This window comes from Prauserella halophila (assembly GCF_024171895.1).
In the GTDB taxonomy this organism is placed as follows: domain Bacteria; phylum Actinomycetota; class Actinomycetes; order Mycobacteriales; family Pseudonocardiaceae; genus Prauserella; species Prauserella halophila.
The window spans coordinates 73,456-100,195 of the sequence record NZ_JAMTCQ010000013.1 but is presented as its reverse complement, the minus strand read 5'-3'; the positions used below and the strand labels follow the sequence as shown (position 1 = coordinate 100,195).

The 26,740-nt window shown below is 70.9% G+C and carries 25 protein-coding genes; 12 read left to right on the top strand and 13 right to left on the bottom strand.

All coding sequences use genetic code 11. The features are described 5' to 3' along the window. Window positions 1-26: 26 nt before the first annotated feature. Window positions 27-989: a PDR/VanB family oxidoreductase gene (locus LY41_RS19770; RefSeq protein ID WP_253865888.1), complete on the top strand. Its 963-nt coding sequence runs from the start codon at window positions 27-29 to the stop codon at window positions 987-989. A gap of 427 nt (window positions 990-1,416) precedes the next feature. On the opposite strand, the gene LY41_RS19765 is transcribed toward LY41_RS19770, so the two are convergent. Genes LY41_RS19765 through LY41_RS19755 form a run of 3 tightly spaced genes read right to left on the bottom strand, consistent with a single transcriptional unit; the run spans window position 1,417 to window position 3,850 of the window. Continuing rightward, window positions 1,417-2,994 carry a WXG100 family type VII secretion target gene (locus tag LY41_RS19765; RefSeq protein ID WP_253865675.1) on the bottom strand — a complete coding sequence of 526 codons (1,578 nt, stop codon included), beginning with the start codon at window positions 2,992-2,994 and terminating at the stop codon, window positions 1,417-1,419. Then, complete coding sequence (locus tag LY41_RS19760; protein WP_253865674.1) at window positions 2,991-3,302, bottom strand: hypothetical protein; 312 nt, start codon at window positions 3,300-3,302, stop codon at window positions 2,991-2,993. The genes LY41_RS19765 and LY41_RS19760 overlap by 4 nt, the downstream gene beginning before the upstream one ends. Further along, window positions 3,299-3,850 carry a YbaB/EbfC family nucleoid-associated protein gene (locus LY41_RS19755; RefSeq protein WP_308292281.1) on the bottom strand — a complete coding sequence of 184 codons (552 nt, stop codon included), beginning with the start codon at window positions 3,848-3,850 and terminating at the stop codon, window positions 3,299-3,301. The genes LY41_RS19760 and LY41_RS19755 overlap by 4 nt, the downstream gene beginning before the upstream one ends. Window positions 3,851-4,220: 370 nt before the next feature. On the opposite strand from LY41_RS19755, the gene LY41_RS19750 reads away from it, so the two are divergent. Genes LY41_RS19750 through LY41_RS19740 form a run of 3 tightly spaced genes read left to right on the top strand, consistent with a single transcriptional unit; the run spans window position 4,221 to window position 7,525 of the window. Continuing rightward, window positions 4,221-5,054, top strand: a complete 834-nt coding sequence (locus tag LY41_RS19750) for an ESX secretion-associated protein EspG (protein ID WP_253865673.1) — start codon at window positions 4,221-4,223, stop codon at window positions 5,052-5,054. A 14-nt stretch (window positions 5,055-5,068) separates the two neighbouring features. Then, window positions 5,069-5,509: a hypothetical protein gene (locus LY41_RS19745; protein WP_253865672.1), complete on the top strand. Its 441-nt coding sequence runs from the start codon at window positions 5,069-5,071 to the stop codon at window positions 5,507-5,509. Window positions 5,510-5,542: 33 nt separating this feature from the next. After that, window positions 5,543-7,525 (top strand): hypothetical protein, encoded by a 1,983-nt coding sequence (locus LY41_RS19740; RefSeq protein ID WP_253865671.1) that lies wholly within the window; start codon window positions 5,543-5,545, stop codon window positions 7,523-7,525. A gap of 90 nt (window positions 7,526-7,615) precedes the next feature. On the opposite strand, the gene LY41_RS19735 is transcribed toward LY41_RS19740, so the two are convergent. Further along, the gene (locus LY41_RS19735) at window positions 7,616-8,632 is read right to left on the bottom strand and encodes a LacI family DNA-binding transcriptional regulator (protein WP_253865670.1); all 1,017 of its coding nucleotides are present in this window, start codon (window positions 8,630-8,632) and stop codon (window positions 7,616-7,618) included. Between the two features lie 235 nt (window positions 8,633-8,867). Here LY41_RS19735 and LY41_RS19730 point away from each other — a divergent pair, with 235 nt between their 5' ends. Then, window positions 8,868-10,085 (top strand): MFS transporter, encoded by a 1,218-nt coding sequence (locus tag LY41_RS19730; protein ID WP_253865669.1) that lies wholly within the window; start codon window positions 8,868-8,870, stop codon window positions 10,083-10,085. Between the two features lie 114 nt (window positions 10,086-10,199). On the opposite strand, the gene LY41_RS19725 is transcribed toward LY41_RS19730, so the two are convergent. Beyond that, window positions 10,200-11,255, bottom strand: a complete 1,056-nt coding sequence (locus tag LY41_RS19725; RefSeq protein ID WP_253865668.1) for a PQQ-dependent sugar dehydrogenase — start codon at window positions 11,253-11,255, stop codon at window positions 10,200-10,202. 86 nt (window positions 11,256-11,341) lie between these two features. On the opposite strand from LY41_RS19725, the gene LY41_RS19720 reads away from it, so the two are divergent. From LY41_RS19720 to LY41_RS19710, 3 genes are all read left to right on the top strand, one after another. Continuing rightward, entirely contained in the window at window positions 11,342-11,974 is a 633-nt protein-coding gene (locus LY41_RS19720; protein ID WP_253865667.1) for a GyrI-like domain-containing protein, read from the top strand. Window positions 11,975-12,108: 134 nt separating this feature from the next. Next, window positions 12,109-12,954, top strand: coding sequence for an SDR family oxidoreductase (locus tag LY41_RS19715; RefSeq protein ID WP_253865666.1), 846 nt, complete (start codon window positions 12,109-12,111; stop codon window positions 12,952-12,954). A gap of 160 nt (window positions 12,955-13,114) precedes the next feature. Then, window positions 13,115-13,663, top strand: a complete 549-nt coding sequence (locus tag LY41_RS19710; protein ID WP_253865665.1) for a TetR/AcrR family transcriptional regulator — start codon at window positions 13,115-13,117, stop codon at window positions 13,661-13,663. 30 nt (window positions 13,664-13,693) lie between these two features. Here LY41_RS19710 and LY41_RS19705 read toward each other — a convergent pair whose 3' ends face one another. Both LY41_RS19705 and LY41_RS19700 read right to left on the bottom strand, forming a co-directional pair. After that, on the bottom strand, window positions 13,694-14,707 hold the full coding sequence (locus LY41_RS19705) for an SDR family NAD(P)-dependent oxidoreductase (RefSeq protein WP_253865664.1): 1,014 nt from the start codon (window positions 14,705-14,707) through the stop codon (window positions 13,694-13,696). 160 nt (window positions 14,708-14,867) lie between these two features. Further along, on the bottom strand, window positions 14,868-16,148 hold the full coding sequence (locus tag LY41_RS19700; protein ID WP_253865663.1) for an aspartate aminotransferase family protein: 1,281 nt from the start codon (window positions 16,146-16,148) through the stop codon (window positions 14,868-14,870). Window positions 16,149-16,244: 96 nt separating this feature from the next. Between LY41_RS19700 and LY41_RS19695 the strand changes: the two genes are divergently transcribed. Then, window positions 16,245-17,168, top strand: coding sequence for a LysR family transcriptional regulator (locus LY41_RS19695; protein WP_253865662.1), 924 nt, complete (start codon window positions 16,245-16,247; stop codon window positions 17,166-17,168). A gap of 107 nt (window positions 17,169-17,275) precedes the next feature. On the opposite strand, the gene LY41_RS19690 is transcribed toward LY41_RS19695, so the two are convergent. The 5 genes from LY41_RS19690 to LY41_RS19670 form a co-directional block, all read right to left on the bottom strand. Further along, the gene (locus LY41_RS19690) at window positions 17,276-18,181 is read right to left on the bottom strand and encodes a GntR family transcriptional regulator (RefSeq protein WP_253865661.1); all 906 of its coding nucleotides are present in this window, start codon (window positions 18,179-18,181) and stop codon (window positions 17,276-17,278) included. 61 nt (window positions 18,182-18,242) lie between these two features. Then, window positions 18,243-19,313, bottom strand: a complete 1,071-nt coding sequence (pdxA, locus tag LY41_RS19685; RefSeq protein ID WP_253865660.1) for a 4-hydroxythreonine-4-phosphate dehydrogenase PdxA — start codon at window positions 19,311-19,313, stop codon at window positions 18,243-18,245. Further along, window positions 19,310-20,641, bottom strand: coding sequence for a four-carbon acid sugar kinase family protein (locus tag LY41_RS19680; protein WP_253865659.1), 1,332 nt, complete (start codon window positions 20,639-20,641; stop codon window positions 19,310-19,312). The genes pdxA and LY41_RS19680 overlap by 4 nt, the downstream gene beginning before the upstream one ends. Then, window positions 20,638-21,651 carry a 2-keto-3-deoxygluconate permease gene (locus LY41_RS19675; RefSeq protein ID WP_253865658.1) on the bottom strand — a complete coding sequence of 338 codons (1,014 nt, stop codon included), beginning with the start codon at window positions 21,649-21,651 and terminating at the stop codon, window positions 20,638-20,640. The genes LY41_RS19680 and LY41_RS19675 overlap by 4 nt, the downstream gene beginning before the upstream one ends. A 578-nt stretch (window positions 21,652-22,229) precedes the next feature. After that, entirely contained in the window at window positions 22,230-23,696 is a 1,467-nt protein-coding gene (locus tag LY41_RS19670; RefSeq protein WP_253865657.1) for an MDR family MFS transporter, read from the bottom strand. A gap of 359 nt (window positions 23,697-24,055) precedes the next feature. On the opposite strand from LY41_RS19670, the gene LY41_RS19665 reads away from it, so the two are divergent. After that, window positions 24,056-24,859: a hypothetical protein gene (locus LY41_RS19665; RefSeq protein WP_253865656.1), complete on the top strand. Its 804-nt coding sequence runs from the start codon at window positions 24,056-24,058 to the stop codon at window positions 24,857-24,859. 218 nt (window positions 24,860-25,077) lie between these two features. Here the strand turns inward: LY41_RS19665 and LY41_RS19660 are convergent, their stop codons facing one another. Continuing rightward, window positions 25,078-25,851, bottom strand: coding sequence for a TetR family transcriptional regulator (locus LY41_RS19660; protein WP_308292280.1), 774 nt, complete (start codon window positions 25,849-25,851; stop codon window positions 25,078-25,080). A gap of 19 nt (window positions 25,852-25,870) precedes the next feature. Here LY41_RS19660 and LY41_RS19655 point away from each other — a divergent pair, with 19 nt between their 5' ends. Further along, window positions 25,871-26,152 carry a hypothetical protein gene (locus tag LY41_RS19655; protein WP_253865896.1) on the top strand — a complete coding sequence of 94 codons (282 nt, stop codon included), beginning with the start codon at window positions 25,871-25,873 and terminating at the stop codon, window positions 26,150-26,152. Between the two features lie 82 nt (window positions 26,153-26,234). Next, window positions 26,235-26,717, top strand: coding sequence for a hypothetical protein (locus tag LY41_RS19650; RefSeq protein ID WP_253865655.1), 483 nt, complete (start codon window positions 26,235-26,237; stop codon window positions 26,715-26,717). Window positions 26,718-26,740 lie beyond the last annotated feature (23 nt).

Below are 26,740 nucleotides of genomic sequence, written 5' to 3'. Positions count from 1 at the left end.
CCGGCGGGCGAGGACGGAAAGTGAGCATGGCGATGGACACGATCCCCGTACGTGTGGCGGATGTCGTCGACGAGACCGCCGATATCCGCAGTCTGCGGTTGACCAGGACCGACGGCGCGGAGTTCCCGGCGTACGAGGCGGGCGCGCACGTCGACGTCGTCGGCCCGACCGGGCTGGTGAGGCAGTACTCGTTGTGTGGCAGGCCGAGTGACCGGTCGTCGCTGCACATCGCCGTCAAGCGGGAGCCGGACTCGCGTGGTGGTTCGCAGGCGCTGCACACCGTCTCGGCAGGCGACTCACTGGAGATCGGGCAGCCGCGGAACCTGTTGACGCTCGCCCCGGACGCCGACCGGCACCTGCTCGTCGCGGGCGGCATCGGCGTGACGCCGCTGCTCGGCATGGCCCACGAACTCGCCGGCAGGGGAGCGGAGTTCGAACTCCACTACTTCGCGCGCTCGAGGGAAGAAGCCGCGTTCGCCGATCACCTCGAGAGTCTCGCCGAGTTCCGGGGCCGGGTCCACCTGCGGTTCGGTACCCCGCGGGACAAGTTTCCCGCGGTGCTGGCGGATCTGGCGCCGGAACTGACGCCGGAGAGCCACGTCTACACGTGCGGGCCGGACGGGTTCATGACCGAGGTGGTGACGGCGTTCGCTCCGGTGGTGGGCGAGCAGCGGGTCCACGTCGAACACTTCGTCGCCGCCGAGGCCGATACGGGCGAGGACGATTCCTTCACCGTGGAACTGGACACGGGCGAGACGTTCGCGGTCCCGGCGGGACAGTCGATCCTCAGCGTGCTCGGTGAGAACGGTATCGAGGTGTTCAAGTCCTGCGAGGAAGGGATCTGCGGATCGTGCGTGTCCGGCGTGCTCGAGGGCACCCCGGATCACCGGGACCGGTGCCTGTCGGCGTCCGACAGGCAGGCGGGCGACCAGATGGCACTGTGTGTTTCCCGCGCGCTCACCGACAAGCTCGTCATCGAACTCTACTGACCGGCGCCTTCCGCCGCCGCCACGCGACACGGTGAGGTCGCGGCCCGCCGCGGGGCGAATCGCCGCCAACGGCGTGGTCGCCGTCGTCGCACGGCGGCTCTGCCTGCGTCATCGCGCCGGTCGGCCTGCGGCGGGCAGGCGCGGTCCCGTCCGGGTGGAAGGCGTGCACCTCGTCGGGGCTGGTGATCGCGACCGTGACGGTCTCCCCGAGTTTCGGTGTTCCCCGAGTTTCGGTTTTCCCCGAGATGCCGCGCTCGCTCGCGCTGCGCGGTCGTGATCGACGACCGCAGGCCGGACCTCTGCCGGTAGTGGGCGTGAAGGCGCGGAGTTTCCACGGTACCGCCGGCGTTCCGGCGCGAGGCGCGCCCGAACGCCGGCGGTCGAGTACACACCTGTCCGACATACTCGACCACCGGCGTGCCGGTCGTCACTCGTCGTTCATGTTCAGTTCCTTGTTGACGTCGCCCAACGACTTGACGAACTCGATGGAGCTCTTGGACAGGAATCCGCGCCAGCCGTAGGTCGGGTCCGTCAGGGTCTTGACGATGGATTCGAATCGTGCCGCGTCCTGCTCACCGAGCATCTTCGTCAGGTCGGGCTTGCCCATGCCTGCGTACTTATCGAACTTGTCGAGGATGATCTGGTGTTCGGCCGGCCTCGCGTGGGGCAGCTTGTCGACGATCTCCTGCTCGAGGTGCTCCTTAGCATAGCGCACCATTTTGTCGGGGAATGGTTCGTGCCCGGGCTTGAGGGAGGTCTCGCCGTCGGGTTTGCCGCCACCATCGGGTGTACCCGAACCGTTGCCGTGGCCGGCGTTGCCGCCGTTTCCAGTGCTGCCGTTGCCGCCGTTGGAGTTGCCGCCGTTGGAGTTGCCGGCGGCGCCGCCGGGCCGGCCACCACCGTCCAGCGTGGATGAGATCGGCCCGTTGCCGCCGGGGTCGCTGCCGTTCGAGCCAGGTGAGCTACCGCCGGACGGTGAACCGGAGCCGGGCCGGGGAGACGTGTCCGGCGTGAAGTACTCGGTGCCTGCGCTCGAAGGGCTGCTTCCCGCGTCCGGCGTGAAGTACTCGGTGCCTCCGCTGGAAGGGCTGCTTCCCGCGTCCGGTTTGGGCACGTTGGTGTCGATGGTGAGATCCGGCTTCGGCGGTCTAGCGCTGCCACTGCCACTGCCACTGCCACTGCCGCTGCCGCCGCCCGGCGTCGGCTTCGACCCGCCGTTGGCCGCGTCGTCGAACGCCTTCGCGGCGTCGTCGCCGATCTTGCCGGTCTCGTCGATGTTCGTCCGGCTCTGGGTGAGCTTCTGGGTGAGCTTGGTGATCTGCACGCCGATCTTCGTCATCGTGATCCCGACGGTCGCGACGACCGTGCCGAGGAAGATGGGAATCGAGGCACCGAACGTGAAGGGCATGGCCGCTGCGGCCGCGAATGCGCCCGCGATGATGCCGCCGAGGACACCCGCGATGATGTCCCGGATGACGCCCCGGAAGGCGCCCACCAGGCCGCCGGCGATGCCCATCTGCTGGGACGCCGAATCGACGTACTTCCCGAGCGAGTCCAGATGGGCTTTCAGTCCCTCCATGTCCTTGGTGAAGGCGTCGGCGGCCGCGCCCCGCCACGATGCGCGCAGCTTCTCCAGAGCGTTCCGGTGCTCCTCGGCCCACTCGGTGAGCTTCTTGCGCTCGGCATCGATGGCTTCCTGGGCGGCACCGATGCCGATGGGGTCGCCCATCATCATGTCGAGGGGTACGCGGAAGGGTGTGACGTGCTCGATGAGCCAGCCGATGGCCGCCGAGACGAGGCTGCCGACGGGGTCTATCGCCAGCCCCAACGTGTCGAGTGCCAGTCCGGCGGAGCCGAGGCCGATCGCCACGTCGTTGCGTTCGTCGACACCGACGCTCAGCGCGTTGGACGAATCCATGATGCCCGCGCCGCTGAGCATGTCCTTCTTGCCCAGCGTGTCCTGCGGATCGTGCCAGAAGTCGCCCGGCTTGTAGTCCCCGCTCATGCCTTGTGCTCCGAAATCGAACCGGCCACGTCCTCTTCCTGCTGTCGGTAGGTCCGCTTGGCCTCGTCGAGCTTCTCGCGGAACGTCCCGACCGAGGTCGCGTAGCTGGTGAACTGGTCGCGCGCCCTGCCGCAGTGGAGAGTGGCACCGAGACCGAAGAACTGGCCGACAACGCCGAACAGCCCGGGGTCGGCCACACAGCCCCCGATCATCTCGGCGGTTCCGCGGAGATTGTCCGCGAGGTCGTCCAGATGCCTGCCGAAAACGTCGAACGCCTCGGGATCGTCTACTTCGTACCCGCCGCTCACCAAGGATTCACCTCATCGTCATCTGCTTCGTCCTGTTCGGGGCGTCGCCGCGGCGCGGGTCGCGACGACGGTGGCGACGCCGACGGTGGTGGCGACGTCGACGGTGTCGCGGGCTTCGGTGGCCGCGGGTCCGCGTCGGGATCGGGCTCCCGAGTGGACGTGGTCTGGTCCATTTCGCCGCCGGCCGCAGGGTCGGCGGGAAGGAATCCCTGCATCATCTCGAGCACCTCGCCACCTCCCATGATCGACTCCACCGAGCCGGCGACCGCCTGCGCGGTCTGCCGTTGCGCCTGGCGGACGGTGTCCATGATGGTCGTCGTCAGTCTCGCCTCGCCGAGCTCGCAGGCGCGCTTGCCGAGCTGGATGCTCCGTAGGGCGCCGTTCGGCGCCAACGAGACGGTGACCGCGCCGTCCCGCGAACTCACGGTGGCCGCTGCTGCCGCGAACGCGTCCTGCAGCTCGGTGGCCCGCTGCTGCATCTCGACGGCCTGCCGCTCGACGTAGTGCTGGAGGTCCTCGCCCGGCCTCAGATTCGGATTCGGTTCCACACCCTTCTCCTTCGATATGCTGGACCGCTGATCCATTGTCGGCACGTCACCCCGCGCGGTGGCGACGGATCTGGCCGTTCCGCACGCTCTGACACGGCGGCCGGCGTGCGAGGGAGAAAGCGGGCGAAGCCCGCGCGGTGTCGGATGCAATCCAATGAGGAGGCGACGATGCCACGGGCAACCTATCGCTACGCGTGGCCGCGGTCCAGAACCCCGTGCACTCCGATCCTGTCGCGCGATCCTGTCGCGCTCAGATGAGCGGACAGGGAGTGAACTTGTTGCCACCTCATGGGCCGGCGTCCGGACTGCTGCTAGTCTTCGCGCCGCAGCGATCACCCGGCACTCTTCCGGAAAGGTGGCCTCTCGCAAGGTGTTCGGTAGTTTCGAGTTCGTGCTGGGCAGCGTCGAGGCGAGTGTCGTCGCTCAGGCTTTCGGTGTGGATATTCGGCGGTTTCCGTTACGCGTGCGCAACACCACCGCCGATCCCGGCCGGTTGCGCACGCTCGCCGGGATCGTCAGCGGCACGCTCGCGGAGCGCGGACTCCTGGTCGGTAAGGATCCCCACCCGAATGTGAGGAGGGCGTTCGAGCTGGTCGGCAGCCACCGGGTGTCGGTGGCGATCAGCGGAATCGACGACCAGGGTGCCGAGATCGCGAGGGTGGTGCTCACCGACGGCGCCGACGCGCTCGGTGTCACACAGCACCACGGGGAGGACGACCTGGAGTTCCGGTTGTTCTCCGACGACGATCTCATCGACGTACTCACCGCCGCGCTGCCAGCTGTGCCCGCGGCCACCGGTCCCGAGGCGACGGTTCGGCAGGGCCTGCCCGAGTACCGCTCCGCGTTCGATGTCCGGAAGGCCGCCGAACGGGCTCACGACGAGGAGGAGACCAGCGCGTTCGGAAACATCCGCGTTGTGGGGAAGACCGCTGGCAGGCGAAGCTCGCGCGGAGCCGGCGAGTCCGGTGAGGAGCGGCTGCGCCGCGCGTTCTCGGGTGAACGACGGGGCGGTGGGCAGATCGTCGTGTCGGCGTCGAGTGGCGAGGCGGCCGTACCACGGTCCGTCGGCTGGGTGGACACCGACGAGGGCCGGTATCTGGTGCATGCCGGTGAGGTCGACAACGAGTTCGTCGCCCGCTACGAGCCTGCCGGCCGTACCGAGGTGTCACGTGCCATTCACGGTCTGGTGGCCGAAACCTACTGAGTCGGGAGTGTGTGATGAGTGAGGACGAGGCCCGCGAGGTCCAACCCACGGCGGCAACCGGTGCGGTGCTGCGGCCGGCCGAGCGAGGTACGTCGATGCTGAGCGGGCGTGAGTTGAAGCAGATGGCGACCGACGGCGGCTTCGCCGTCGACGAGACCACGGGCAACCGGATGATCAGTGCACTCGAAGACATCCTCGAAACTCTCAACAACCGTTGGGCGACGCTCTCGAAGCTCGAGACGTCGCCGCCGCTGAGTGCGACCTCGACGGCGAAGTGGGTAGCACAGCACACGGTCAACACGGCTGCCGACGAGCACGGGTTGCTCACTCAGCTGCGCCAGGCGAAGGCAGAACTCCCGCAGTACATCGAGGCGATTCGCGAGGCCAAGCGACGGTATTCCGACACGGAGTCGGGAACCCGCGGCGAACTCGAGAGTTTCCACGATCACGTCTGACTTTTCCCGCCCGCTGAAAGAGGTGCCACGACCGTGTCCACGTCCACTCCGGAAGAGAAGACGCAGGCGGTTTCGGACCCGCAGAGTGACAGTTACGACCCCGACAGTCCGCACTACGACGTGACGATGGACTCGTCGTCGCCGTTCTACGTCGGCGAGATCAACGACAAGGCGGAGTCGGGGCACGAGTTCCGCGCCGTCGCGGAGGCCGTGTCGGACATCTTCCCCTTCAGCGCGTTCGGCGACACGTTCACACAGGCTCTCTACCAGCGCTTCCTCACCAGCGACCGGAGCGGCATGGACGAAGGTCTGGAGATCCGCCGGGCGGGCGAGGCACCCAGGACGGTGTGGGAGAACGCCTCGCACGAGCAGATGGTCGAGACCCTCGGCAGCCAGGCCGATTCCGCGGCGGTCGCCGAGACCTCCGAGGAATGGGTGCGGACCGGCAACGAGCTGACGCTGCACCAGAAGGCTGTCGCGGATGCGATCAGCGACAGCATGGGCGATTGGCAGGGTGAAGGCGGAGACGCCGCGAGGGAGCATCTCGCCGGTGTGGCCAAGTGGTTGGGCTCGACGGCGCAGGGCGCGGTTCTCACCGGACGTCAGCAACAGATCCACTCGCAGACGCTCAACGAGACGCAGAAGCAGATGGACGGTAACCCGCCGTTGCCGTTCTCCGCGGCGGAGGCCAACCGGCGGCTGGCCGGCATCGGTGATCCGACGGCTTATGCCGTGGCGGCCCAGCAGGAGATGCAGACGATGCAGGAGAGCGAGGCCAGGCGGGGGCAGGCAGCCCGGATCATGACGCAGTTCGACGAGACCGTCGGGGGCGCCGTCGACATGCCACTGTTCTCGCCGCCGCCCGCGCTCGCCGGACCACGGGCCACGGCGGCTGCAGGCGGGGCGGCCGCAGGCGGGGCCGCCGCGGGCGAGGCCGCCGCGGGCGGGGCCGCCGCGGGCGAGGCCGCCGCAGGCGAGGTGGCCGCCGGCACCCCTGCGGTGACGCCACAGGTCCGGGAACCGGGGTCGTTCGCCCCCGGACAGGAGGCTCAGCCGGCTGCCGGGACGGTGTCACCGGCAAACCGGTCGTTCGCGGCCGGCGGCCCGGCCGGAGACGGCGACGGCGTCATCACCCCGGCGGAGTCCGGCGACGGAGGCCGGCCGTTCTCGGCGACTGTGCCGCAGGTGCCGGACGGCGGTGGGGAGTCGTTCTCGCCGGGGGTTGCGAGTGGCGGGTCGTACTCGCCGGATGCGCCGGACGTTCCGGGCATGCCGGACGGTGGGGGCGGGCCGTTCTCGCCGACCGCACCGGCGGCACCGGACGTCCCGCGGAGCGGACAGCCGTTCTCGGCGACTGTGCCGCAGGTGCCGGACGGCGGTGGGGAGTCGTTCTCGCCGAGGGCTGCGAGTGGCGGGTCGTACTCGCCGGACGTATCGGACGTGCCGGATGTACCGGACAACTCCGGGTCCTTCTCGCCGGCCGCGCCCGACATCCCGGACGTCGACGACAGTGGTACTGGCGCCTCGTCGTACGTGCCTCCGAAGTTCACCGCCCCGGACGTCCATCCCTCGGGTGCCACCCCGCCCGGTTGGTCCGGGTCGGTGAACGGTGACATCAGCAGCAGGCTCGGTGGCGCGACCGGAGCCGGCGCAGGCGGAGGGATCGGCGGAGTACTCGCCGGCGGTTCCAGCGGTTCCGGCGGTTCCGGCGGCGCCAACGCCGGAGGACGTGGTCCGGCCACCGGGAGCGGATCGTGGGGTGTGGGAGGTACCTCCGGCGGCGCCGGCATGCAGCACGTGACCGGCGGCGCGACCGGTGGCGGCGCGACAGGCAGCGGAATGGCCGGTGGGATGGCACCCGGGATGGGGGCCGCGGGCCGGAAGAGTGAGGAAGACGAGGAGCACCGCATGGCGGGCTACCTCGAGGACGAGGAGGACGTCTTCGCTCCCGAGCAGGTCATCGCGCCACCGGTCATCGGCGACTGGGAGAACAACAAGAACGAGGACTGGCGGTAACGGCCACGGCGCTGTGGCCACGGCGCCGTGTTCATGACGCCGTGTTCATGACGTAGTGGTTCATGACGCAGTGGCTCACGGCGCAGTGGTTCACGGCGCAGTGCTGCCGCGGACGGTCAGCGTCGGGGTGAGGACGACGTCCCTTGCCGCGGTGCGCTGGTCGTCGAGGCGTTCGGCGCAGGCGGCCACGGCGAACTCGGCCATCGCCGTGGCGTCCTGCCTGATCGTGGTCAGGTCGACATACGACATGCCGGCTGCACGGGTGTCGTCGTAGCCCACGATCGACAGGTCCCGCGGGACACGCACGTCCGCGCGGCCGAGCGTGTGGAGCAGCCCCTCGGCGCAACTGTCGTTGGCCGCGAAGACCGCCGTCGGCCGGTCCGGACGGGACAGCAGGTCCGCGGCGGCGCGCACGCCGGATTCCTCGGTGTAGTCGCCCGGCAGGACCTCCACATACCCGTCCAGCCTGTGCTCGTGCATCCGGTCCCGGTAGCCCGTACGCCGGTCGGCGGCGCCCGGCAGGTGGCCGCCGTCGACGTGCACGATGTTGCGGTGGCCGAGTGCGACGAGGTGGTCCACCGCGAGGCGCGCTCCCTCGTCGTCGGCGGTGCGCACACTGTCGATGCCGGCTCCGCCGGTGTGCTGGCCGATCTCGACGACCGGAACCTGCCGCGCGATCTTGGTCAGATGGGCGGGCGACTCGATGGACAGTCCGATGAGGATGATCGCCTCGCAACGGAGCCCGAGCAGTTCGTCCACGGCCTGCCGTACGCCACGCGTGGGCAGGATCGCGCTGAGCACGATGCTGTAGTCGAGCCCGGCCGCCGCCGCGTACAACCCCTCGATCACCAGCGGATCGAGGGAGTGCTCCATCGTGAACAGCACGCCGAGCTGGCGGCTGCGCGCCCGCCGCAGCAACTGGGCCGCCGTATCGGTGTGGAACCCGAGGTCCTCCGCGGCGCGCAGGACGTGCTCGCGGGTGTGCGGGTTCGGGCCCGGCTTGTCCCCGAGTACGAGCGAGACCGTCTGGCGCGACACCCCGGCGCGCGCCGCGACGTCGGCCATCGTCGGACGTCGGGTGGGTTCGCAGTCCTCCGACCGCGGCATCGCTGCCTCCTGATCGCTGCCCTCTGACCGGCGCGCGGGTGTCCGGAATCGTACCGGCCACCGGGACGGCACTCCTGCTGGCGTCGTCGGCGAGGCAAATCACAGGCCTTCCACTTGAACGATTCGGATACGTCTTGAGATCGTGGGTTTGGCACGTGCCAAACCGGCCTTCGGAGCTGCGGGCCCGGCCGTCGCCGTCACTGCCCCGCTCGATGCACAGGAAAGGTATGCCCTCATGGCTGTGGCGTTGTGCGCTCTCGCGCTCGGAGCGTTCGCCATCGGTACCACCGAGTTCGTCATCATGGGCCTGCTGCCGCAGGTGGCGGGCGGTCTCGACGTGTCCGTGGCCACCGCGGGCAATCTCATCTCGGCCTACGCGCTCGGCGTGGTGGTCGGTGCGCCGCTGCTGACGGCGGTGGCGACCCGGCTGGGCCGCAAGCAGGCACTGCTGGCGTTCCTGGTGCTGTTCGTCCTGGGCAACGTCGCGACGGTGCTCGTGCCGGGCTACGCAGGGGTGTTCGCGTCCCGGGTGATCGCCGGGTTGCCGCACGGCGCGTATCTCGGCGCGGCCAGTCTCGTCGCGGCCCAGCTCGTCGGACCGGCACGGCAGGCGACGGCGGTCGCCCGGGTGCTGATGGGGCTGACGATCGCCAACATCGTCGGCGTCCCGGCCGGCACGTTCCTCGGCCAGGTCTTCGGCTGGCGTGCCGCGTTCCTGGTCGTCGCGGTGCTCGGGCTGCTCGCAGCCGCCGGGGTGGCAGCGTTCGTGCCTGCGCTGCCGAAACCGGAGGGCGTCGGCCTGCGGACGGAGGTGGTCGCGCTCGGCCGCAAGCAGGTCGTGCTCGGGCTGACCACCGCGGTGTTCGGGTTCGCGGGCGTGTTCGCCGTCTACAGCTACATCTCCCCGATGCTGACGGAACTGGCCGGCCTGTCGGACGGCGCGGTGCCGGTGGTGCTGGCCCTGTTCGGCGCGGGCATGACCGCGGGCTCACTGATCGTGGGCCCGTTGGCCGATCGCGCGTTGCGGCCGACGATCTACGGCTCCCTGGCGGCGCTCGCCGTGGTGCTGGTGGTGTTCTGGTTCGCGATCGACGCGCAGTGGTCGGCGGTGGTCATGACCGTCGTGCTCGGCGCCGTCGGGTTCGGGGTGACCGCACCGCTGCAGGTGCTGATCATGCAGAAGGCCGGGAAGGCTCCGACACTGGCTGCGGCGTCGAACCATTCGGCGTTCAACCTGGCCAACGCCGGGGGCGCGTGGCTCGGCGGGATCGGCATCGGCGCCGGGCTGGGCTATGCCTCGCCCGCGATCATCGGTGCGGTGCTGGCCGTCGTCGGCCTCGGGATCGCCGTCGCCGCCGGGATGCTGGACCGCGACCCGTCCGGTGCGGAGCCGACGGACGCTGAGCCCGCCGAGCCCGTCGATGCCGCTGAGTCCGTCGAACGGGTCGGCTGACCCGGCTCACCGTGGCCACACCGCGCCGAGCCGGGCCGGGCGGGCTCGCGGTGCCGAACGGCCTGGCGGGGCCGAGCGACTCGCGCTGGGTCCCGCCGGGTCGGGCGGAGCCGGTCACCGCTCGATCAGGCGGAGAATCCGGTCGTCGCCGTCGGCGGGCGAGCCCCGGCCGTCGGTGTTGTTGGTGAGGATCCACAGCTCGCCGTCGGGCGTCGTGGTGACGTCGCGCAGCCGGCCGTATTCGCCCGCCAGCAGCTCGGCCGACGACGACGGTTCGGCCACCGGCACCGTGCGCAGCACCTCGCCGCGCAGGTTGGCGATGTGGATCGTGCCGTCGTGGATCTCGATGCCGCTCGGGCTGGCCTCGTCCGGCCGCCACTGCTGGACCGGGTCGGTGAACCGCTCGTCGCCGCCGATCCCTTCGACGACGGGCCAGCCGTAGTTATGGCCTGGCTCGATGACGTTGAGTTCGTCCCAGGTGTCCGCGCCGAACTCGGACGCGAACATGGTGCCGTCGTCGGCCCAGGCGAGGCCTTGGGGGTTGCGGTGTCCGTAGCTGTACACCGGCGAGCCGTCGAAGGGGTTGTCGCCGGGCACGTCGCCGTCCGGGGTCAGCCGCAGAATGGACCCGGCGAGGTTGCCGCGGTCCTGCGCGTCGTCGGAGACCCCGGCATCGCCCACCGTGACGTACAGCATGCCGTCGGGCCCGAACGCGATCCGACCCCCGGAGTGGATCGTGGCCGACGGCAGGCCGTCGACGATCGTCTCGGCGTCACCGAGCGACAGCGCCCCCGGCTCGCCTTCGACCGGGTAGCGCTGCACCCGATTGCCGTCGGGTCCCGTCGAGTGGACGTACAGGCGCTGCCGATCGTCGATGGCCAGTCCCATCAGTCCGGTTTCGCCGCCGGGTTCCACGTCGTCGATCGTCCCGGCCACCCGCGTGCCGTCGCCGGTGATCTCGAGGATCTCGCCGTCGTCGCGTGTGCTGACCAGGGGCGTCTTCCCGGCGAACGTGACCGACCAGGGCGCGTCGAGTCCCGTGACCACGGCCTGGGCGCTGCCGCGGCCATCGGCGCGTTCCGCCGAGCCGTCGGAGGAGACGGCCGAACAGCCGGTCAGCAGCAGGAGCGGGACGACGCCGAGGACGGGCAGAACGCGCATCGAGGCCATATCGACCACCGTACGACGTCCCGGACAACGGCTCCCGGATGAGGCGTTCGCACCACATCGGCGCCCGGGTGCGGGACTATCGGAGCATGGCCGCCACCGAGAAGGTCGACGTCACGAAGACGGTCGACGGCTACCGCGCCCGGAAGGGCAGGTTCGACGTCCTCGACGTGCCGGACCTGCGGTTCCTCATGGTCGACGGGCACGGCGACCCGAACACGTCGGCCGCGTTCGCCGACGCCCTCGGCGCGCTGTATCCGGTGGCCTACACGCTGAAGTTCGCCAGCAGACGTGACCTCGGCCGTGACTACGTCGTGCCGCCACTGGAAGGACTGTGGTGGGCCGAGGACATGGCCGCGTTCACCACCGGGCGCGACAAGACGCAGTGGTCGTGGACGATGCTGATCATGGTGCCGGAGTGGGTCGACGGCGGCATGGTCGATGCCGCGATCTCGGCGGTCGCGGCGAAGAAGCGGCCCGCGCGTATCGACGATCTGCGCTGCGAGGTGCTGTCGGAGGGAACCTGTGTCCAGACGCTGCACGTCGGCTCGTTCGACGACGAGGGGCCCGTGCTCGCCGCGATGCACGACGACGTCATCCCCGCACGCGGATTGCGGATGACCGGGACCCATCACGAGATCTACTTCAGCGATCCGCGCAGGACACCGCCGGAGAAGCGGCGCACTATCCTCCGCCAGCCGGTGGTGCCGGTCGATGCGTGAGTCGTACGGGAGGACATACCTGCCGACGTCACGGAGCGGCACCGCCACCGATCGAAGCGGTCCACCACTGATTGAAACGGCCCTGGGCGCAGCGGCGGGTCGTTGCTACGTTCCGCGTGGGAAAGGGGCGTGGCATGGGCGTGTACGCGGTCACCGGAGCCGCTTCCGGAATGGGCAGGGCGGCGGCCGACACACTGCGTGCCGCAGGGCACACCGTGCTCGGCGTGGATCTGCGTGACACCGACGTCGCCGCAGACCTGGCCACCCCGGCCGGTCGGCGGAACGCCGCGGAGGCGATCCGCGAGGCCGGTGCCGATCGGCTCGACGGTGCCGTGTTGGCCGCCGGACTCGGCCCGGTGCGCGGCCGGGAACGCGAGATCGTCGAGGTGAACTACTTCGCCGTGACGGAGCTGCTGCAGGCGTGGCGACCCGCGCTGGCCGCCGGGGGCGGGGGCCGAGCGGTGGTCGTGTCCAGCAACTCGGCCACGACGACTCCGCTGGTGCCGCGGCGCATGGTGCGGGCATTGCTCGCGGGCGACGGCGCCAAGGCCGTGCGGGCCCTGCGATTCCACGGCCCGGCGCGTGCGGTGATGAGCTACGCCGGTTCGAAGCTCGCGGTGAGTCACTGGGCCCGGCGCGAGGCCGTGAGGCCGGAGTGGGTGGGCTCCGGTGTCCGGCTCAACGCGCTGGCGCCGGGAGCGGTCCTGACGCCGCTGCTGGAACAGCAGCTCGCCGATCCGTCGTCGGCCAGGGCGGTGGCCTCGTTCCCGGTCCCGGCGGGTGGTTTCGGCGATCCGGCGCAGCTGGCGGACTGGATCGTGTTCCTGCTGTCCGACGCCGCCGACTTCATGGTGGGCAGCGTCGTGTTCGTGGACGGCGGAACCGACGCCTATCTCCGTTCCGAGGCGTGGCCGCGTCCGGTACCACTGCATGGTCTGCTGCAGTACCTGCGGCGGATGCGGTCGTTCCGGCGAGTGTGACCGACCCGGACCGGCGTGATCGTCCACGCGTCGTCCGGCGCGGGGTGCCGCCGGTGGCGACCCTCGCCGCGGCAGTGGCGTCGTGCCGCGGTGCACGGTGCCGGATCCGTGAGCGCGGCGCATCGCGTCGTCCCGGCAGGCAACACCTAGGCTGACGCTCATGTCGGAGCGGGGATCGGGGACGGCCACCAGGGAGGCGATCCGGGCGGCCGCGGCGCGACTGTTTCTCGAACGCGGATACGCGCGGACACCGGTACGGGACATCGCGGGCGAAGCAGGAGTGAACGCGGCACTCGTCATCCGCTACTTCGGCAGCAAGGAGGAACTGTTCCTCGAGACGATGCGGCTGACCATCGACGACGAGCCGTTACTGGACGTGCCGATCGCCTCCTTCGGCAGGCGCTTCGTCGAGGTCGTGTTGTCCACGGACGACATTCGCGGTGTGTACCTCGCCCTGGTGCGCGGCAGCGGAGAACGGCGGATTGCCGAGCGGCTGCGCGAGGTCCACGAGCAGGCACTCGTCGCGCCGCTGCGCGCCCGGCTGTCCGGTGCGGACGCGGACCTGCGCGCGCGGATGGCAGCCGCCGCCGTGGGCGGACTGCTGTACTCGCTGTGGGTGGTGGGGGACGAGAGCCTGGCCGATGACCGGGAGGAACTCGTTGCGCGCTACGGGGCGATCGTGCAGCAGCTCGTCAGCCCGCAGCCCTGAAACACCACAGCCTTGAAGCGTGGCACGGTGTCACTGCACCGACCAGCCGCCGTCGGAGGGCAGGATCGCGCCGGAGACGTTCACGCCGTCCTCGCCGAGCAGGAAGGTGATCGACGCCGCGAGCTGCTGCGCCGTCGCGATCGGTGGAATCATGCGGAGGAAGTCGCGGGTGCGCTCGTTGCCCCAGGCCGAATCCGGCGCGCCGCCCTGGGCGATACCGGTGGCGACGCCGCCCGGGGCTACGGCGTTGACGCGGATGCCGTGCGGGCCGTACATGAACGCCGTGTTCTTGGTGATGCCGACGACCGCGTGCTTGGCCGCGGTGTAGGCCACACCCGCGGCGTTGCCGCGCAGGGCGGCCTCCGACGCGACGTTCACGATGGATCCCGAGTGCCGTTCGAGCATGGCGGGCAGTACGGCGCGGGTGAGCCGGAACACGCCGTCGACGTTGATCGCGAACACGCGGCGCCACATCTCGTCGGACGTCTCGTGGGCGGGGGAGAAGTCGTCGACGACCCCCGCGACGTTGGCGAGCCCGTCGATGCGTCCGGCCGCAGCGGCGACGATGCGGTCGATGTCGTCGTCGCGGGTGATGTCGGCCGTGACAGGCAGAATGCGTCCGGTGTCCGATTCGGACGGCGGTGTCTCGAGCCCCGGTTCGGTGATGTCGGCGGCCACGACGCTGCCGCCTTCGGCGGCGATGCGGCGCGCCGTGGCACGGCCGATGCCGGACGCCGCGCCGGTGACCACGACGGTGCGGCCGTCGAAGCGTCCGGGAGTGATGCGTTCCCGCCACGCGGATTCGTCCGCCTCGGCAGGTCCGCCGCCGACGCGCTGCACGAGTGCGTCGACGACCTCCTGCGACAGCCTGCCCTGACTGAGGGTGACGAGTTCCTGCAGCGGCAGGTTCGCCACGGGGGCCAGCGCGTCGGCACCCACGCCCGCCTGCTCGAGCAGCTCACGGATCGCGGCGCCACCGTCGGGGTGTTCGAGCCAGCTGCCGACCGTGCTGGCTGCGGTCAGGACGCGGGGTGTGGTGCTCATGGCTGCCTCCGGACGATCTCGCGGGCGGTCGCTTCGACGTGTGTAAACAAAGTTTACCCGTCGGCTCGCGGTGCGGACCGAACGCTGTCGGCAGCCGGGCACGCCGTCACGGCCGGGGAGCGCTCGCAGTCGTCACCCCGGCCGTGGCGGTTACGGCGCGTCAGGCGGCGTCGCCGAGCGCCTTGTCGAGGATCTCCACGCCGCGGTCGATCTCGGCCTCGGTGGCCGTCAGTGCCGGGGCGATACGGAACGTGCCGCCCATACCGGGCAACTGCACGATGTTCATGTGCAGGCCGAGCTCGCCCGCCCGCTGCGTGACCGCGGCGCCGAGCCGGTCGCTCTCGGCCGTGTCGCCGCCGGAGGTGATCAGTTCGAGTCCGACGAGCAGGCCCCGCCCGCGTACGTCCCCGATGACCGGGTGCCGCGTGGCGAGTTCGCCGAGTCCGTCGCGCAGCCGCACGCCGAGCTCGGCGGCGCGCTCGTCCAGGCGGTCCCGCGCGAGGACGTCGAGCACGGTGTTGCCGACGGCCGCGGGCAGCGGATCGTTGACGTGGGTGGTCAGGAACAGGAAACCGAGTTCGTGGGCCTGCTGCTCGATCTCTGCGCTCGTCACGACGGCCGACAGCGGCAGCCCGGCGCCGAGGGTCTTGGAGAGCGTGATGATGTCCGGCACGACGCCGTCCCGTTCGAAGGCGTACCAGTCGCCGGTGCGGCACAGGCCGGTCTGCGCCTCGTCGAGGATCAGCAGCATGCCGCGTTCGTGGCACTTGTCCCGCAGCGCACCGAGGTAGCCGGGCGGCAGATCGATGATGCCGCCCGAACTGAGAACGGGCTCGACGAGGCAGGCGGCGAGACTGCCGGTGGACTGCGCGTCGATGAGGTTGAACGCCAGGTCCAGTTGCCGGCGCCAGTCGAGCTCGCCGTCGGCGTCGACGATGTCGGGCCGGAACCGGTCCGGCACCGGGAGGGCGAAGTTGCCCGGTGCGGCAGGGCCGTAGCCACCGCGGCCCGCACTGTAGGTGGCGCCCGCGGCCGCCTGCGTCATCCCGTGCCACGACCGCGCGAACGAGACGACCTCGTGCCCGCCGGTGACGAGCTTGGCCATGCGCAGCGCCGCCTCGTTCGCCTCGCCGCCGGTACTGAGCAGCATGGTCTTCTCGAGCGGAGCGGGCAGGGATTCGGCGAGCCTGCGGCACAGCTCGAGCACGGGATGGCTGAGCATGCCGCTGTAGAGGTGGTCGAGCCGGGCGGCCTGGTCACTGATCGTAGCGACGATCTCGGGGTGGGAGTGGCCGAGAATGGCGCTCATCTGCCCGGACGTGAAGTCCAGCAGTTCTCGGCCGTCGTCGGTGAACACCGAGGTGCCTGCGGCGCGGTCGACGATGGAGGGACTGAACCCGCCACGGCCCAGATAGCGGATGAGGTGCGCGGTGTCGGTCATGCTCCCGACGCTACGAACGCGGGTTGCATCGCGTCCATCACACGATGTCGACGCCGCTGTTCGGTGTTGTCGAACGATCCGGCGCAGACTGGGGTCATGCTCAACCCGTGGCGGCTGCGGCTGCTGTCCCTGTTGGAAAGCCTCGGCACCGTGCGCGCGGTGGCCGAGACGCTGCATTTGAGCGCGTCGACGGTCTCGCAGCAGCTCACGGTGCTGGAGTCGGAGACCAGGGCGACGCTGCTGGAGCGCAGCGGCAGGCGCGTGCGGCTCACCCGGCAGGGCAGCCTGCTCGCGCGGCGGGGCAGGGAGATTCTCGACCGCATGGCCGAGGCCGAGGCCGAGCTGCGCATGCTCGGTGACGAGCCGATGGGCACGGTGCGCGTCGGGGCGTTCCAGAGCGCGATCCAGCCGCTCGCCGTGCCCGCCGTGACGCGGTTGGCCGATTCGCACCCGCAGTTGCAGGTCGAGCTCGTGGAATCCGAACCGCACGAGAGCGGGCCCGCGTTGCGCACCGGTGACCTCGACGTGATCATCACGACCACCGACTACGTCGAGTTCCCGTGGGGACGTGATCTGGAGATCGTGCCGCTGGGCACCGATCCGGTGGTGCTCGTGCTGCCGCAGGCGCACCCGCTGGCACGCAGGCGTGCCGTGGACCTCGCGGCGTGCGCGGACGAAACGTGGACCGGCGACCGCACGGGTTCGTACATGGCCGAGCTGACGCGCAGGCTGTGCCGGCAGGCCGGCTTCGAACCGCGGACCGTCAGCCGGTTCAGCAACTACCTGCTGCAGTTGGGTGAGGTGGAGGCCGGCCGGGCGGTGACGCTGCTGCCCGCTCTGGCCGTGCCCGCAGGACTCGCCGTCGCGACGTGTGAGCTGACCACGCCGGTGCACCGCAACGTCACCATCGTGGTCCGCAGTGGCAGCGCCCCGCGGGCCGCCGTCGATGCCGTCGTCGGCGCCCTGCTCGACCATCCGGCGATCCCGGCGCTGACCGCTCCCGGGGAGGACTCCGGCTGATCGGCGAGTACGCGAAGCCGAGGTCCGTCCATCCCGACCGTGCGCTGGCCGGACACCTGGCGCGGCGCCCGGTCGCCTCGTACGGGACGAGCGCGGATCGCTGCCGATCAGTGCAGGAGACGGGACAGTTCGCCGAGCAGCCTGCGCGCCTCGGCGAGGTCGGCCCCGCTGGGTGCGGCCTCGGAAGTGGCTGCCGCCTGCTGCGGGCCTGCGGCGTCCGACACGGCGTCCCGCGTGTTGGAATCCGCGTCGGAGGGTGCGTCGGTGGCGTCGAGGCGCAGCGTCTCCATGGACTCGGAGACGTCGATGTCGAACACGACGCGGTCGGCGCGATGCCACGCGCTGAACCATTCGAGCGGCCGGTCGTGCTGATCGGTCGTGCCACCTTCGAGCAACAGCAGCGGGTCGCCGGACTCCGTGCCGAGTGCGTCGGCGAGGCGCGCGTCCGCGGCCACGGCGTGCACCTGGCGCCTGCCGCGCATGGGGCGGAGGTCGTAGGCCCGGGCCAACAGCCGGTGCAGCGAGGCGTCGGCGAGGTGTTCGGCGTGCAGGCCCGGTACGCGGTCGGCGGGCAGCCAGGTGCGCACATAGGACAGTGGGTCACCGTCGACGAGCCGGACCCGTTCGATCCGGATCGTGTCGTCGGTGCCGAGGAAGTCGCGCCCGCCGGGCGGTGGTGGTGCGGGGGAGAGGTCGAGGACCGTCGTGCGCAGCTGATGCCCGCGCCGTGCGAACTGGTCGAACATGCCGGTCGCGCGCTGCACCAGACGGCGGTACTCGGCGGGCGGCGCGACGATCGTCGGCCTGCCCTGCCTGCGGATCACCAGGCCGTCACCGGAGAGACCGGCGACGGCCTGGCGCACCACGCTCCGTGCGACGCCGAACCGCTCGCACAGCGCCGCCTCGCTCGGCAGTGCCTCCCCGGGCGGGAGGTCGTGGCCGAGGATCTCCTGACGCAGCGTGTCCGCGATCTGCTGGTGCAGTGGTGCGCGGGTGCTGCGGTCGACGCCCATGACAGAGCAGTCTACGAAGCCGTCCGGGCGCCGGCGTGGCAGGCCGGTGACGTCCGGGCGATCACGAGACCGACCCCGTCCTGGCCGTCTCCCACACCCGGTGCCAGCCGGGCGCGAGCTCGGCGGCCCGGCGGGCTGCGAGTACCAGGCTGGCCTCGCGTGCGAGGCCCTTGCCCGCGATGTCGAAGGCCGTGCCGTGATCGACCGAGACACGCACCACGGGCAGTCCGACCGTGATGTTCACGCCGTCGTCGCCGTAGACCGCCTTGAACGGCGCGTGCCCCTGATCGTGGTAACAGGCGACGACGAAGCGCCATCGTCCGTTCACGGCCTGGGGGATGAGCGCGTCGGCCGGCAACGGCCCGACGGCGTTGACGCCGTCGGCTCTGGCGCGCTGCACGGCTGGTTCGAGCACGTCGGCGTCCTCGTCGCCGAAGAGCCGGTTCTCGCCGGCGTGCGGGTTGAGGCCGGCGAGCCCGATCGCCTCGTCGGGGTTCCCGAGCGCGCCGGCGAACGAGCCGGCGAGCCGCAGCACGTTGTCCGTCCGCTCCGCGGTCACGCCGGTGATCGCGTCCCGCAACGACACGTGCGTCGTGAGGTGGAAGAAGTACAGCTCACCGGCCGACAGCACGAGGCTGAAGTTGTCGACGCCGAACTCGTGCGCGAGCAGCTCGGTGTGACCGGGCCAGTTGTGCCCGCCCTCGTGCATCGCGGCCTTGTTGAGCGGGGCCGTCACGATGCCGTCGACCTCGCCGGCGCGTGCGAGCGCGCACGCCCGCATCACGAACCGTGCCGCGCCGTCGCCGGCGTCGGCGCTGAGCTCGCCGTACGGCACGTGACCGAGCGACGGTCCTTCCTGGACGACCTCGATGACGCCGGGGTCGTTCGTCGCGTCGGCGGGACGGTCGATCACGCGGACGACGTCCGGGTCGAGGCCGAGGACGTCGGAGACCGCGCGGCGCAGGGCGTCGGCGTCACCGATGACGACGGGACGGCAGCTCCCGCGGAGCGTCTCGTGTTCGAGCAACGCCCGCGCGGTGATCTCCGGTCCGATGCCGGCGACATCGCCGAGGGTGAGGGCGAGGGTCGGCACCTGCGCCTGCGTCGGTGCGGTCGACGTTGCAGCGGTCAACGGTCACTCCTTCTTCTGCGGACCGCCTGTGCGGCCGTGATCAACACGTCGGATTCGCCGAAGCCACCGGCTTTGGTCGCGATCGGCAGCCCTTCGGCCCAGCCACCGACGACCGTGCCCGTCGCGACACCGGATCCCGCTCCGGTACCGGTCGCGTCGAGCCGGATGCCACTGCTGCCGAGACCGTCCAGCAGCGCGCGGGCACCGTCGCCGCCGGTGACGACGAGACCCGCCGGGCTGTCGGTCCGGACCAGTTCGGCCGCGGCGTCGGCGAGGCGGCGCGCGACGAGATCCGGTGGCACGTCCGTGCCACCGCGTTCCGGAGCGCTGAGCACCGTGGTGCGGGGCCGGGGCGTGGCCGTTCCGTCCACGGGTCCGCCGGACAGGGTCGCCAGCAGTGCATGCCACGCGTCGTCGTCGAGTAGTTGCCCGGGAGTCGGCTCGTGGTGTGCGGCGCCGTCGTCGACGAGGACCTGCACCTGCGTGCGAGCCGCCGCATGCAGGCTCGTCACGACGACGAGCACCGTGCCGTCGGCGCCGGCGGGTGCGGGGTCCACCGTGGGTGCGGGCGCGGGAACGGCAGGGTGCCACCGGCGAGCCAGCGCACCGGCCAGGCCCGCGGCGCCGACAGGCAGCCCGTGCTCGCCGAGTGCGTCGACGGCCCGTGCGATCCGGTCGAGATCGGCGTCGGTCGTGGCGTCGGCCACCACCACGCGCCCGGCTTCGCGGAGATGGGCGGCCCACTCGGCCGGGCCGCCCGCCGGGTCGAGCCGCACCTGCGCCGCGCCGAGCAGAGTCGGCAGGTGGCTCTCGGTCACCGGGGTCACCGGGTCGCGGCCCACCGGGGTGTCGCTCACGGGCACGTCGTCGACCAGCACGGTGCCGTCGACGACCGTGCGTCCCACCCCGGGGAACGCCGGGCACACGACCGCGACGGCGTCCTGGCCGAGTTCCTCCAGCAGCGCGTCGACTTCGGCGCGGATCGGGCCGCGCACCGTCGAGTCGATCTTTTTGAACAGCCGGGTTCCCCGCGTACCGGCCGCCGCACGCCGGACGCGCGTGGCGGCCTCGCCGGCTGTGCACGCCCGCGAGTCGCTGCTCACGGCAATCACCTGGGCGTCGCTCGTGCCCGGCTGCAACCGCAGTTCCGCCGTCCAGCCCGACTCCGCGAACTGCACCGCGGTGTCGCCCGCGCCGGTGACGTCGTCGGCCACGATCACGACGTCGCACGGCCCGTGGTCGCGCGGCGCTCTGCCGGTCCCCGCGCGGCCGGGTCCGGTACTGCCTCGTTCCGTGCCGCCTCGTTCCATGCTGCCGGGGATCGTCATGCGGGTTCCGCCGGGTTGGCCGGTGCCGGTGCCGGGTCCGGCTTCGCGAGTGCCCCGGAACGCTTGAGCAGGAACGCGGCGATCGACGGCGCCAGGAGTGCCGTGACGAGAGCCGACGCCGCGATCTGTGCGGTGGCCGTGCCGACGTACTGCTGGAACGTCGGGTCGGCTGCGGCCACGACCGCCGGGGTGGCGATCGCGTTGCCTGCGGTCGTGCCCGCGGCGAAGCCGATGCCGGACATCTTTCCGCGGCGCAGCAGGAAGCGGTAGCCGAGGTAGACCAGGAAGCCGGTCACCGGCGCGACGATCGCACCGAGCACCAGGCCGCTGACGCCGCCGGTGACGATGTCGCCGAGGTCGATACCGGTGCCGAGCGCGAACGCGAAGAACGGGATGACGATGTTCGGAACGCCGGCGACCACCTTGCGCCACTGCGGGTCGAGGTTGCCGACGAGTACGCCCAGCAGGAACGGCACGATGGCGCCGACCAGTGCCAGCAGCGGGATGTCGCCCAGCCCGGAGGCGCCGAGGAACATCAGCGTCAGGAACGGGCCGTCGTTGATCGCACTGGCGAGGTAGGCGCCGCGGTCGCGCTCGTCGCCGTACTGGCCGGTGAACGCGAGCCACAGGCCGCCGTTGCTGTTGTCGACGGCGGCGAGCAGTGCCAGCAACGAGATGCCGAAGATGCCGTCGAGACCCACGAACAGGCCGAGCAGCACGGCCAGACCGGCGGGGATGAGGCTTTTGGTGAGCAGCAGCGTGCCCGCGGTCGCCAGGATCGGTCCGCCGGTGCGCGCGCTCACCTGAGTGCCGGTGGCGAAGATGAGCAGCGCGATCAGCGGCAGCGCACTGTCGGCGAACAGGGCCGTGGTGAAGCTGCCGATCTCGAGGGCACCGGAGGCGAACGTGCCGATGATCGCCCCGAGGATCAGCGGGATCAGCATCAACCCGCCGGGGATCCGCTGCATCGTGGCGAAGATCGGGACGCGCGAAGTTTCCTGGTTGCTCACGCCGGCCTCCTTGTCGGCATCGGCGCGACACACCCGCGCCGAGAACTTGTACGCATAAGCTGTACGGACAAGATGGCACACTACGTCGTCCGGGGGAACCCCCGACGCCGGGGTCGCGTGTCCTGCACTCAGGACGCCGTGTTGCGCATTCCGGGGCCCGTGTTGTTCCTTGCGGGGGCTGTGTTGTGCCCGCCTGGAGTCAGGGCTGTGCCCACCCGGAGCCCACCCGGAGTCAGGGTTGTCCCCACCTGGAGCCAGGCCGTCGCGGTGCCGGGGAAACGGGTCGGTCAGCGCGGCGAACGCCTGCAAGGCGAGGAACGTGGGGTGTTCGTGGTAGGACGAGCACGCCGGAGCCAGGACGGACCCGCTCGAGGAACGACCGCAGATCCTCGAAGTCGTGATTGGCGCGGAACTTGCCCGCGTGGTCAAGGGTCACGGGGGTCGGCACGTACACGCAGATCGGCGACGGCGTGGCCGTCGCGGAATATCACGGGTGCCAGCGCACCTGACTGGTATGCAGGCGGGCGGTGCCCACCGCCGTAGGTCGCACGGCGGTGGGCACCGCCCGGTTCGGCCCGTCAGTGACCGTGGCCGGCCGTCGCCGCACTCGATTTGTGCTTGCCCAACAGCAGCGATGTCGCCACTGCGATGACACCGATGCCGCCGGCGATCATGAACGCCACGCGCAGCCCGTCCGCGTCCGGACCTGCGGAGTCGGCGCCGCTGGCGACCGCGGCGACGGTCACGAACACCGCCGTGCCGAGGGCGCCTGCCACCTGCTGCAGGGTCGCGAGGATCGCGCTGCCGTGCGACTGCAGCTGCTCGGTCAGCGAGCCGAGTGCCTGCGTCATCAGCGGGGTCATCATCAGCGCCAGTCCGACCATCATGATCACGTGATAGGCGACGATGGTGGGGATGGTCGAATCGGGACCGAGCGTGGTGAACAGCCACAGCCCGCTCGCCATGGCGACCGTGCCGGGAATGACCAGCGGCCGCGGGCCGATGCGGTCGTACAGCGACCCGACGGGCCTGCCCAGCAGTCCGAGCGCGAGGCCGCCGGGAAGCACCGCGAGCCCACTTTCGAACGCCGACGCGTCGAGCACCGTCTGCAGGTACAGCGGCAACAGGATGGACGCGACCCCGAGCAGGCACATGAACAGCAGGCCGGTCAGGGTGAGCGAGACGACGAAGTCCCGGGACTCGAACGGACGCAGGTCCAGCAGCGCGCGGTCGCGGCGCTGCAGCTGCAGCTGCCGCCACACGAACACCGACAGCACCACCAGGCCGGCGACGATGGGCACCAGCGGTGGCACGGCATGGCCGCCTCCGCCTTCACCGATCGATGACAGGCCGTACAGCAGGCCGCCGAAGCCGAGCGCCGACAGCACGACCGACAGCACGTCGAGCGGCACCTTCCGCGTCTCGGTGTCCAGCCGCAGCCAGCGCGCTCCGATCAGCAGCGCGGCGATCGCCAGCGGCAGTACGAGCCAGAACATCCAGCGCCAGCCGAGGCCGGACAGGATCGCGCCGCCGATGGTGGGGCCGAGCGCGGGCGCGACCGCGATCACGATGCCGATCGTTCCCATCATCGAGCCGCGGCGGCTCTCCGGGATGAGCCGCATGACCGAGGTCATCAGCAGCGGGATCATCACGGCAGTGCCGCCCGCCTGCACGACCCGTCCGGCGAGCAGGACGGGGAAGCCCGGTGCGAGTGCCGACAGCAACGTGCCCGCGCTGAACAGGGTGAGCGAGGCGAGGAACACCTGCCTCGGGGTGAAGCGTTCGAGCAGGAACCCGGTGGTCGGGATGATCACGGCCATGGTCAGCAGGAACCCGCTGGTCACCCACTGGGCGGTGGTCGTCGTGATCTCGAGTTCCTGGCTCAGCTGCCGCAGCGCCACGCTCAGGATCGTCTCGTTGAGGATCATGACGAACGCGGATGCGACGAGCACGCCGATCAGCAGCAGCGCCTTGGGGTCCACCGCCTGCCGATCCTGCTGCCCGGGCTCCCCGGCCGGGGTATCGGTGTGGGCGGTGTCGGTCATACATCCCCCTCGTGAACTGGTGTGCTCGGCGGATCGGAGCGCGCGGTACCCCGTCGTGACGGCACCCGGAGTTCCAGCACCCTGGGCGTTGATCCGGTTCCGTCGCTCCGGCGCGGCCGGCGTACGGCCCCGGCGGATGTGACGTCACCGGTGGCGCCGCCACAGCTCACCACGCGCAGGTCCCGAGTCTAGATTGGCACACCGACAGAAACTGTTGCGAACGGGTTTCGCCCACAGCGGACAGCTCGTGACGTGGGTCTCAGTTCTGACCGCGGCCAGGGTTCCTGCTGGTCCACAGTGGACGCGATGTCGCGCGGATAGGCGAACTGCAAGGTCAAGTGCAGGAGGTCCTGGGGGACGTGTCGAGCACCGCCGAGATCATGGGTGCGATGTCGGACTTCCTGGCGACGGTCGCCACGGTGGACGAGGAGACGTTCGTCGAGGCCGTGGCCGACGGTGATGCGCGTGCGCGCATGCTGCGCAATGAAGTTGCGGCCAATCAGTACCTGCAACCCCATGCCCCGCGGCTGCGGTGGACGTTCGAGCGGCACGACTGGGTCGTGGCGGGGTTCGAGCAGGTCGCCGGGCGGCACGCCGACCTGAGCCCGGGGTCGCCGGACGTACCTGCGGCGGTAGGTGTGCTGCGGGTCGTGTCGGAACGCCAGGCCGCCGGACCGGTCGCGGAGAAGCCGTTGGTCACGCCGTGGCGCCGTACCGCGCCGTGGCACCAGCTCGCCGAACGTCCTGACGGCCTGGACGAGTGGGAGCGGCAGAACCGGGGTCTGCTGCTGGACCAGGAGCGCCGCAGCCACAAGTACCTCGCCGAGGGCGACCGGGTTGTGCATGCGGACCTGCACATGCTCAACATCCTCGTGTACGGCGACACCGCCCGGTTCGTCGATTGGGGCTGGGTGGCCAGCGGTCCGGGGTGGGTGGACCCCACGTTGCTGACGGTCCGGCTGGTCGCCGCCGGTCACGACTGCGATGCGGCTGAACGGTGGGCGGCGTACTGCCCGACGTGGCGGGCCGCCGACCGAGACGCGGTGACGGCGTTCGCCGTGGAGGTGCTGGGCATGTGGCGGCTGCGTGGGCACTTCCCGAAGCTGATCTACGCCGCGCAGCGGTATGCGCAGTACCGAGTGGCTGGAGCCACGTATGAGTGACTGGACATCACGCGCCGCGCGGCTCGCGACAGCCGTCGTGGGAGCGATTCGGGCTGACCGTGACTGCCGAGGCGCAGACGGTGTGGCTCGACGACCCGGTGCAACCGGCCTGGGCGTGTTCGCTACCCGAGTAGCCGGGTGGGCACCGGTGCGGCCGCTCCGGGTTGCCCGCAGGTGGTGGCGTCGACCGGTATCGGCTCTAACGGCACGCGGTGCCGTTAGCGTCGATGCGTATCGTCCGTCGGCTGAGGCCGGGCAGGGTTTCTTCCGTCCTCGCCGGCGGTCTCCGCCGGCGCGCCGGTGAGGGCCGCGTCGTCGCCGAGAGCGGCGTTGATTCGCCGGACGAGCTCGTCGGCGGGTACCGAGGTGTGCAGCACGGCCACGACCGGCTCGGCGGTGCCGGCCCGGTCGGCGCGGCCCGCAGGTCCGGCCGGTCCGGGTGGTTCCGTGGGGATCGACGGCGCCTCGGCGGCGGCGGCGTCGGCGTCGGCCGGGTAGGGCGGGTTCGCCTGCCGCACCATGGCGAACGCCCGGTCGGCGAGGCGGTGTGCGTCGGCCTCGCCGCCGCTGTACAGCCACTGGCGCAGCACGTGGTTGTGTGCCGCGGCCACGGCGGCACCGATGATGGGGGCACGCATGTCGGCGGCCGGATCGTCGGCCGCGTGCAGTCGCCGGCGCAGGAAGCGGGTGAACACCCGCTGGTACCGGTCGACGCTCGCGACCTCCTTGTCCCGCAGCGACATCACGGTGCGGGTGAGCCGGTAGCGCTTCAGCGAGACGTCCGGATCGGCGAGGTACGAGTCGAGGACGAGTCGCACGGCCCTGCACACCGCGTCCACCGGAGCCTCCGCCGCAGGGTCGGATTCGGCGAGGGTGCGCTCGATGTCGGCGAGCAGCTCGTCGTGGTTGGGGAAGATCGAGTCTTCCTTCGACCGGAAGTAGCGGAAGAAGGTACGTCTGCCGACTCCGGCCGCCGCCGCGATGTCGTCCACGGTCGTCGTGTCGTAGCCGTTGGCGAGGAACAGGTCGATCGCGGCGTGGGTGAGCGTCCGGCGGACTTTGCGCCTGCCCGCAGCGGTCCGCCCGGCGCGCGGCCGAGGGGACTCCGGCGATCTCGACGGTGGCGATCCCGGCGGTGGCGATCCCGGCGGTGGCGATCCCGACTCCTGCGATCCCGGCGGTCCGGGTCGTGATGCGTCGGACCGGGGCGGCTGGGACGACGGAGTCGACGGCTTCGACAGGGACGACGGAGTCGACGAGGACGACGCGGTGGCGGCCATGGCGGGAACGTAGCAGAAAACTCTTGCTAGCGGCACTCAGTGCCATTAGCGTAGGGACGCACGTGGGAGCGACGATGCACCGCAGGAGGACCGCGATGACGCTCGAGCTGGACGAGTACCAGGCCACCTGTCCCGACTACCGCGGCACGTACGGCTGGCCCGTCGAACAGCACGCGGGTGGTCAGCGACTGATCACCGGCTCCGGTGTCGCCGCCGTCGTCGTGCCACGTGCGCTGTCCGACGCGGTGCTCGCGGACCTGCGGAAACTCGACTGCGCGGGCCCGGCCCTCGGTCTGCCGACCCGGCGCGAGCGCGTCACCGTGCTGCTCGCCGAGGCCGACGTGTTCGGATCCGCGCATCAGCCGCTGCCCGGCGGTGTCCGCGTGCTGCCCGCCGGGTCGGTCGTGCCGCTACCGGACGGCGGGCAGAAGTGCGCCGCGTGGTGGCTCGTCGCCCCGGATGCGAGCAGGCGCTGGTTGCCGAGTCTCGGAGCGGTGCTCGCAACCGTGTCATCGATGCCTGTCGCCGGTGGCCGCGGTTCGGGTGAGCACGGCATCCCGCGCGAACTGCTCGGCTGAGGAGCCGGTGCAGTAGAGCAGGG